10 protein-coding genes are annotated in these 8,298 nt (G+C 70.8%); 5 read left to right on the forward strand and 5 right to left on the reverse strand.

Annotated features, from left to right (window positions below; translation table 11 throughout):
• Positions 1 to 113 precede the first annotated feature (113 nt).
• The 3 genes from pstA to Q1K33_RS15255 are packed head-to-tail and all read left to right on the forward strand — an operon-like array spanning position 114 to position 2,687.
• Entirely contained in the window at positions 114 to 1,022 is a 909-nt protein-coding gene (pstA, locus tag Q1K33_RS15245; protein ID WP_300405441.1) for a phosphate ABC transporter permease PstA, read from the forward strand.
• Positions 1,023 to 1,035: 13 nt separating this feature from the next.
• Positions 1,036 to 1,920 (forward strand): phosphate ABC transporter ATP-binding protein PstB, encoded by an 885-nt coding sequence (pstB, locus tag Q1K33_RS15250; RefSeq protein WP_300405443.1) that lies wholly within the window; start codon positions 1,036 to 1,038, stop codon positions 1,918 to 1,920.
• Complete coding sequence (locus Q1K33_RS15255; protein ID WP_300405445.1) at positions 1,920 to 2,687, forward strand: winged helix-turn-helix domain-containing protein; 768 nt, start codon at positions 1,920 to 1,922, stop codon at positions 2,685 to 2,687. The genes pstB and Q1K33_RS15255 overlap by 1 nt, the downstream gene beginning before the upstream one ends.
• 52 nt (positions 2,688 to 2,739) lie before the next feature.
• On the opposite strand, the gene Q1K33_RS15260 is transcribed toward Q1K33_RS15255, so the two are convergent.
• The 4 genes from Q1K33_RS15260 to Q1K33_RS15275 form a co-directional block, all read right to left on the reverse strand.
• Entirely contained in the window at positions 2,740 to 3,630 is an 891-nt protein-coding gene (locus tag Q1K33_RS15260; RefSeq protein WP_300405447.1) for a three-helix bundle dimerization domain-containing protein, read from the reverse strand.
• A 7-nt stretch (positions 3,631 to 3,637) separates the two neighbouring features.
• The gene (locus Q1K33_RS15265; protein WP_300405449.1) at positions 3,638 to 3,982 is read right to left on the reverse strand and encodes a metalloregulator ArsR/SmtB family transcription factor; all 345 of its coding nucleotides are present in this window, start codon (positions 3,980 to 3,982) and stop codon (positions 3,638 to 3,640) included.
• 53 nt (positions 3,983 to 4,035) lie between these two features.
• Positions 4,036 to 4,794 (reverse strand): SDR family NAD(P)-dependent oxidoreductase, encoded by a 759-nt coding sequence (locus Q1K33_RS15270; protein WP_300405451.1) that lies wholly within the window; start codon positions 4,792 to 4,794, stop codon positions 4,036 to 4,038.
• 64 nt (positions 4,795 to 4,858) lie between these two features.
• Positions 4,859 to 6,052 (reverse strand): acyl-CoA dehydrogenase family protein, encoded by a 1,194-nt coding sequence (locus Q1K33_RS15275; RefSeq protein ID WP_300405453.1) that lies wholly within the window; start codon positions 6,050 to 6,052, stop codon positions 4,859 to 4,861.
• A 63-nt stretch (positions 6,053 to 6,115) separates the two neighbouring features.
• Here Q1K33_RS15275 and Q1K33_RS15280 point away from each other — a divergent pair, with 63 nt between their 5' ends.
• A complete protein-coding gene (locus tag Q1K33_RS15280; protein WP_300405455.1) occupies positions 6,116 to 6,712 on the forward strand; it encodes a TetR/AcrR family transcriptional regulator in 597 nt (198 codons plus the stop codon).
• Between the two features lie 125 nt (positions 6,713 to 6,837).
• Positions 6,838 to 7,731, forward strand: coding sequence for an SDR family oxidoreductase (locus Q1K33_RS15285; RefSeq protein WP_300405457.1), 894 nt, complete (start codon positions 6,838 to 6,840; stop codon positions 7,729 to 7,731).
• Here Q1K33_RS15285 and Q1K33_RS15290 read toward each other — a convergent pair.
• The coding region (locus Q1K33_RS15290) for an alpha/beta hydrolase fold domain-containing protein (protein WP_300405459.1) at positions 7,723 to 8,298 on the reverse strand (576 nt) is incomplete at its 5' end. The two genes, Q1K33_RS15285 and Q1K33_RS15290, sit on opposite strands and share 9 nt — an antisense overlap.

The raw sequence follows: 8,298 nt of genomic DNA on the forward strand, positions 1-8,298 counted from the left end.
GGATCGGTCGGCTACAACATGCTCTTCGCCGTTGCGATGCTGTTGTTCCTCATCACCTTGGCCATCAATGCGATCAGCATCGCGATCGTCCGCCGCTTCAGGCAGGCCTACTGATGAGCCTCGCCGGCACCACAGCCGCCCGCGTGACCGCCAGCTCCTTCGCCACCGGCAAGAACAAGGACCGCAACCCGGCGTCGCTGATCTTCCTGTCCGCGCTCTGGTTCTCCTTGTTCTTCGGGGTGATGGTGCTCGCCGCGCTGATCCTCGACACCGTGGTCGACGGGTCCAGCCGTTTCGACGCGAACCTGGTGACCCAGTACGAGTCGACTGTCCGCAAGGACGAGACCGGCTTCCGGGCCGGGATCCTGGGGACCCTGTGGCTGATGCTCAGTACTGCTCTGATGGCGATCCCCATCGGGATCGCCACGGCGGTCTACCTGGAGGAGTTCGCCAACTCGCGGACCTGGTTCAACAAGCTCATCGAGGTCAACCTGCAGAACCTCGCCGCGATCCCCTCGATCATCTACGGCCTCCTGGCCGCCGCGATCATGGGTCTGCTCGGCTTCACGTTCAAGGGCATCGTCCTGGGTGGGGCCATCGCCCTGGGCTTGCTGATCCTGCCCGTCATCGTGATCACGACGCGAGAGGCGCTGCGCGCCGTGCCGAGCGAGATCCGCGAGGGGTCGCTCGCGCTGGGCGCCACCGTCTGGCAGACCACGTGGCGCCAGACCCTGCCCTCGGCCATCGCCGGCATCGCGACCGGGACGATCCTCGGCCTCTCGCGTGCCATCGGCGAGGCGGCTCCCTTGGTGGTGCTCGGTGTCGCCACGGTGCGGTTCGACCCGACGACCATCCTCGACAAGGCGACGGCACTGCCGGTCCAGGTCTACAACCTCGCCTCGGCGCCCCAGGACGAGCTGCGGCAGGCGGCCTCGGCGGCGATTGTGCTGCTGCTGGTCCTGATCCTCGTCATGAACGGTCTGGCGATCTTCATCCGCAACAAGTTCCAACGATCCTGGTAGGAGAACCACGGCCATGGCAACTCGTCCGGCACGAGCCTCGACCCGCAAGGGCGAGGACGTCGCTCCAGCACCCCAGCACCACCTCCGTGAGGAGGGGTACCTGCCCGACCTGCCCCCCGATCCCGTCATCGAGGCGCACTCCCTGAACGTCTTCTACGGCGACTTCCACGCCGTGCACGACGTCAGCCTGTCCTTCGGCAAGAACGAGATCACCGCGCTCATCGGACCATCGGGCTGCGGCAAGTCCACCGTGCTGCGCTGCCTGAACCGGATGAACGACCTCGTGCCCAGTGCGCGGGTCGAGGGTGCGGTGTCCTACCACGGGCAGGACATCTACGGCCGCAAGGTGGATCCGATCGCCGTACGGCAGCACATCGGGATGGTCTTCCAGAAGCCGAACCCGTTCCCGAAGTCGATCTACGACAACATCGCCTACGGCCCACGGGTCACCGGCATGAAGGTCGACAGCATGGACGACCTCGTGGAGGACGCGTTGCGCAGCGCGGCGCTGTGGGACGAGGTCAAGGACAAGCTCAAGAAGTCCGCCTTCGGGCTCTCGGGTGGTCAGCAGCAGCGGCTCTGCATCGCCCGGACAATCGCCACCAGGCCGGACGTGATCTTGATGGACGAGCCCTGCTCGGCCCTCGACCCGATCGCGACGTCGCGGATCGAGGACCTGATGCAGGGCCTGCGCGACGAGTTCACGATCATCATCGTGACCCACAACATGCAGCAGGCGGCACGGGTCTCGGACCGTACGGCGTTCTTCACCGCCCGTCCCGACGAGACCACCGGTAACCGCACGGGGTTGCTGGTCGAGTTCGACAAGACCAACCAGATCTTCGGCAATCCCACCGACCAGCGCACGGAGGACTACATCAGCGGAAGGTTCGGGTGATGTCCACCCAGATCGAGTCTCGGGCCCAACGCCTCATCGCCGAGGACATCGCCAAGCTGTGGGCCCGACGCCCGCAGGACGTGCAGTGCGTCAGCCTGCTCGAGCCCGACGCGGCCGAGGGCGCTCGTGTGGCGGCAGAGATGGCGGTTCTCGGGATTCAGGTCGAGACCCACACCGATCCGCTGCGGGTCGTGGCGCACGTCGGTGTGACCTCCCACGTCGTGATCGTGAGTGCCCGCCTGGGCGCCGACGTCCTGGAGTCCTTCGTCGAGGTGGTCCGGGCCGAGACCTCGGCTCCGGTCCTGATCGCCCATGGCTCGGGTGATCTCGCCGCGATCCGCTCAGCAGTGATGGCCGGGGGCCGCCCTCTGGTCGCCCTGCCCTACGACGCTCGCCAGATTGCCCAGGTGCTGCAGGAGGTCACCCCGGCGACGGTGGCACCCAGCCCCATCCACGTGGGCGACCTGGCCCTGACTCCCGGGTGGTACGACGTGCACTTCGGCGGTCATGCCGTCGACCTGAGCCCGATCGAGTTCGACCTGCTCCTGGCCCTCGCCGTACGTCGTGGCGGCGTCGTGCCGCGACCCGTGCTGGTGGAGTCGCTGTGGCCGGGTGGCGGCGCGGGCAAGGCCGACGTGCTCGCCGCGGCGGTGATGCGCGTCCGCAGGAAGCTGCTGCCGTTGGGCATTCACGAGGCGCTCCAGACCGTGCGAGGTGTGGGCTACCGTCTCGACCCGCACCGCCTGATCACTGCCTCCGACGCCTAGCGAAGCCGAGCGAAGCCGAGCGGCGACGCGCCAGCGGCCCGCGGTCGCGGAGTCAGCCGGTGGCGACGCCGAGCTCGACCAGCAGGGCTCCGACCCGATCCCTGATGTCGGAGATGATGCCGCGGACCTCGTGCGCCGGGCGGCCCACGGGATCGGGCACCTCCCAGTCGACGTACCGGGGTCCGGGGATGACCGGACACGCGTCGCCACAGCCCATCGTCACGACCACGGCGGAAGCCCGCACCACCTCGTCGGTGAGAGGCCGGGGGAACTCGGTCAGCTGACCCACCCCGAGCCGAGTCAGCTCGGCCCCGACGACGGGGTCGACCTGCGCGGCCGGCGCGGAGCCCGCCGTCCGGATCCGCACCGACTCCCCGGCGGCCGAGCGCATCAGGGCCGCCGCGATCTGGGACCGGCCGGCGTTGCGGACGCACACGAACAGGACGTCCGCGGCGGGACCGGGCAGCTGGATCGAGGCGAGCGCACTCAGTCGGTCGGCGGCGAAGCGTGCTGTCAGCTGGGGGAGGTGTCGGCGGACCGTCGCACGGGAGGCGAGGAGCTGATAGCTCTCGAGCACGAAGGCGTGCACCGTCTCGGGGGCCAGGGTGCCGTGGTGCCGGGCGACCAGCTCCTCGGTGATGGTGCCGAGGATCCGCTCGTGCTCTCCGACGTCGATCCGGACGTGGTCGGACCCCGAGTGGCCCAGGGGTGCCCCGAAGTGCACGAGGGCTGCGCCGGTGGGGCGGTACCTGCCCTCGACCAGCTGCACCAGGCCGGCGCCCTCCATCGCGTCGAGATGGCGTCGTACGGCGTCCCGCTCACCGGCGTCGGTCAGCGACTCCGGCGCGAATCCTGCGTCCGAGTGGTCCAGCACGAGGGAGAGCACGTGCAGCCGCTCGGGGTCGGCCATGACAGCGACCTGCGTCAGGGTGTCGGGCCACATGGGAGCACTAGCGCAGGAGGTCGGCGATGGCGTCGAGACGGTGCGGGACGATGGAGTACCAGACCTCGCGTCCGGAAGGCTCGCGTTGCAGCACGCCCGCTTCCGTCAGCAGCTTGGCATGGTGACTCACCGTGGGCTGGCGCAGTCCCAGTGCCGAGGTGAGATCGGCGACCCGAGTCCGCCCGCCGTCACTGCGGTAGATGTTCGACAGCATCTGCAGGCGCGTCGCGTTGGAGACCACGCTCAGCAGTCGGGCGAAGTCCTCGGCCTGCTCCTTCGACATCGCAGCCCGGAGCGGGCGCGCGACCCCGGCGTCGCCGTGCGCATCGCTGAGGGACTCGTCGGGGACCACCCGGTCAGAATACATAGTCGCGCGTCGATGCGACCACCGTGGTGCGACGCGGGTCAGCGCGGCGCCATCCGCAGCGCGCCGTCCATGCGGATGGTCTCGCCGTTCATGTAGTCGTGGCGGATCAGGTCGAGGGCGAGCTCGGCGTACTCGTCGGGGCGGCCGAGGCGGGCGGGGAAGGGGACCCCGGCGGCGAGGCCGGCGCGGAACTCGTCGGAGACGGTCGCCAGCATCGGCGTCTCGACGATGCCGGGGCAGATCGTGTTGACGCGGATGCCGTGCTGGGCGAGGTCGCGAGCGGCGGGCAGGGTGAGGCCGACGACGCCGCCCTTGGAGGAGGCGTACGCCGCCTGGCCGACCTGACCGTCGAACGCCGCGACGCTGGCGGTGTTGATCACGACGCCGCGCGCGCCGTCCTCGAGGGGGTCGGTGGCCGCGATCCTCTCGGCGGCCAGGGTCATCACGTTGAACGTGCCCAGGAGATTGACCTGGACGACCTTGGCGTAGAAGGCGAGGTCGTGCGGGCCCTTCTTGCCCAGGATCCGCATGGACGGCCCGATCCCGGCGCAGCTGACGACGGTGCGCAGCGGCTCGGGGAAGGACGCGGCCCGCTCGACCGCGGCAGCCACCTGGTCGGGGTCGGTGATGTCGGCGGCGACGTAGGTGACACCGGCGCGAGCGGGTGCGTCGTCGACCTGCCCCGGCAGGTCGATGCCGACCACGTGGGCGCCGGCCTCGACCAGGGCGGCGGCGGTGGCGGCGCCGAGGCCGGAGGCGGCGCCGGTGACGATGGCGGTGGTGTCGCGGATCTCCATCAGGGGTGTCCTTGTCGTGTGGGTCGGCTCGTGGGGGAGCCGGAGGTGTCAGGGGGCGGGGGTGTCAGGGGGCGGGGGTGTGGTGGGTGATGTCGCCGGCCGGACCCTTGTCGAGGTGGCGGCCGATGACCATGCGCTGGATCTGGTTGGTGCCCTCGAAGATCTGCATCACCTTGGCCTCGCGCATGTAGCGCTCGACCGGGAAGTCACGGGTGTAGCCGGCGCCGCCGAGGACCTGCACGGCGTCGGTGGTGACCTTCATGGCGTTGTCGGTCGCGGTGAGCTTGGCGATCGATGCCTCGCGTCCGAACGGGAGTCCGGCGTCCTTGAGGCGCGCCGCGTGCAGGGTGGTCTCCCGGGCCTGGTGCACCGCTGCCTCCATGTCGGCGAGCACGAAGGCGAGCCCCTGGTGGTCGAGGATCCGCTGCCCGAACGCCGTGCGCTCCCGGGCGTAGGCCAGGGCGTGGTCGAGTGCGCCTTGAGCGAGTCCGGTGGCGACGGCGGCGATCCCGAGGCGGCCGGAGTCGAGGCCCGCCAGGGCGATCTTGAGGCCCTGGCCCTCCTCGCCGAGCCGCCGCTGCGCTGGGATGCGTACGTCGTCGAAGCGCATCGTGGTCGTGTGGGAGCCGGTCAGGCCCATCTTCTTCTCGGGTGCGTCGGAGGTCAGGCCGGCGACGTCGGAGGGGACCAGGAAGCAGGAGATGCCGCGAGCTCCGTCGTCGGAGGTGCGGGCCATCACCTTGTAGAAGTCGGCGTTGCCGCCGTGCGTGGTCCAGGCCTTGGCGCCGTTGAGGACGTACTCCCCGTCGTCGGCCGACCCGTCGCGCCTGGCGGTGGTGCGCATGGCCGCAGGGTCGGATCCGGCGTGCGCCTCGGAGAGGCAGTAGGCCCCCAGCAGGTCACCGGCGAGCATGTCGGGCAGCCACTTGTGGCGCTGCTCCTCGGTGCCGGCCGTGGCCAGGCCGAAGCAGGACAGGGCGTGCACCGACACCCCGACGCCCACCGACGACCAGACGCTCGCGATCTCCTCGAGGACCTGGAGATAGGTCTCGTAGGGGAGCCCGCCCCCGCCGTACTCCTCGGGGTAGGGCAGACCCAGCAGGCCGGTCCTGCCCAGCATCCGGAAGACCTCGCGCGGGAAGTCCTCCTCGGCCTCGGCGCGGGCGACCAGCGGGAGGAGCTCATCCGTGGCGATCTGGCGGACCAGCCGCAGCAGGTCGGCGGCCTCCTCGGTGGGCAGGACGCGACGTGCGGGCATGGGACCTCCTCGTGGACAAGAACAGGAACGATACTACAGTACTGATTCTGGTACTCTGGCGCGGTGCTCGATCCCCTTCCGCCCGCGCGCGGGTCCAGGCGTGAGCAGGTCCTCGACGGGCTGGCCGACCTGTTCCTGACCGAGGGCTTCCTCAGCTTCGGGGTCGGCGATCTCGCGGCTGCGCTCAAGTGCTCCCGCACGACCATCTACGCGGTCGCCGAGAGCAAGGAACAGATCGTGCTCGCCGCCGTACGGCACTACTTCCGGCGGGCGGCGGCCCGCATCGAGGAACGCGTCGCCGCCGAGGAACGACCGCGAGCCCGGCTGGGGGTCTACCTCACCGCGGTGGCCGAGGAGCTCGAGCCGGCGTCGCCGCGCTTCCACGCCGACCTCGCGGCGTACCGCCCGGCGGGTGACATCTACCGCGACAACACCCAGCGAGCAGCCCGTCGGGTGCAGGACCTGGTCACCGACGGCGCCGAGGACGGCGGGTGGCGCGCAGTCGACGCCGCCTTCGTCGGTGCGGTCGTCGCCGAGGTCATGTCCGCGATCCAGAGCGGCTCTCTCGAGGAGACCACGGGCCTGGACAACGCGGCCGCCTACCGGGCCCTGGCCGACCTGGTGCTCAACGGGCTGCGAGGATCGGCCGGCGACGACTGAGGTGACCCGACCCCGGCCGGATGGTGTCGCCACACCGGCTGGCGGGGCTCCGTAGTCGGCCCGACGTCCGGCAGCCACCCCCGCGGATGGACCGCGCGCGCCCGGTCGTGGGTTGCCATCGAGGCATGGACCAGTACGCCTTCGCGGACCCTCGTACCCGCTACCCGCGGATCAGCCCACCCGTCCAGCAGCAGGAGGAGCCCGGACTCCAGCAGGAGATGACGCCGGTGCCCGACCTCGGCGAGCACGGCTACCGGGGCACCGGACGGCTGACCGGACGCCGGGCGCTGATCACCGGCGCCGACTCCGGGATCGGTGCCGCCGTGGCGATCGCGTTCGCCCGGGAGGGAGCCGACGTGACCATGTCCTACCTGCCCGAGGAGGAGGACGACGCCGCGCAGATCGCGGCGCTGGTGGAGGCGGCGGGACGCTCGGTCACGCGCGTGCCCGGCGATCTCACGGACCCGGCGTACTGCCGCACCCTGGTGGACACAGCGGTCCACGCGATGGGCGGGTTGGACGCGGTGGTCAACATCGCCGGCAAGCAGCGCTGGGTCGAGCGGCTCGAGGACCTGGACGACGCACTCTTCGAGGAGACCTACCGCACCAACGTCTTCGCGGCCTTCCACGTCATCAAGGCGGCCGTGCCACACCTGCCGCCGGGCTCCACGATCGTCAACACGGCCTCCGCCGAGGCCTACCAGCCGGCCCCGGACCGGATCGACTACGCCAGCACCAAGGCTGCGGTCAACAACCTCTCGAAGGGCCTGGCCCAGCAGCTGGTCGAGCGGGGCATCCGGGTCAACGTCGTCGCCCCCGGTCCGACCTGGACCGCCCTGCAGCCGTCCGGCGGCGTCGATCCGGAGACCCTGCCGGACTTCGGGGCCAGCGAGGCCCCCATCGGCCGGGCGGCCCAGCCCGTCGAGCAGGCTCCGGCCTACGTCTTCCTCACCTCGGCGGAGTCGAGCTTCGTCGTCGGCGCGACCCTGAACGTCAACGGTGGGATGCCGTCACCCTGACAGGCTCGCGCCGGTCGAGGCGACCAGCTGCCGCAACGCGCGCCGCGTGCGGCGGCCCTCCGGCACCCAGCGCGTCATCCACACGTGGAACATCGCACTGACCTCGTGCACCACCAGCCCGGCGTCGACGCGGGAGGCCTCCTGCTCCAGCCTGTCGACCGCGGGGCGGAGGATGTCGCGATCGCCGATCCACACGTGCACGGGCGGGAGGCCGGACAGGTCGCCGAAGAGCGGGCTGACGACGGGATCGCCGGGATCGCGGGGACCCGCCCACCACCGGCCCGCGGCGCGCAGGCCCGACGTGGCCAGCATGGGGTCGGTCGGCTCCAGGTCTCCCACCTCGCTCTCCTCCAGCCTGGCGTCGAGCCACGGGCAGAGCCCCACCACCAGGGCGGGCCGAGACGCACCGGCGTCGCGCAGGTGCTGAGCCAGGACCAGCACCAGAGCCCCGCCGGCCGAGTCGCCCATGAGGACGAGGGGCAGCTCCTCGGGATCGTGCAGCAGCTCGTCAGCGAGCTCGAGGAGCCGGGGCACCACCTGGTCGACGGTGGCGGACGGGGCCAACGG

The sequence above is a fragment of the Nocardioides sp. genome, assembly GCF_029937575.1.
Lineage (GTDB): Bacteria > Actinomycetota > Actinomycetes > Propionibacteriales > Nocardioidaceae > Nocardioides.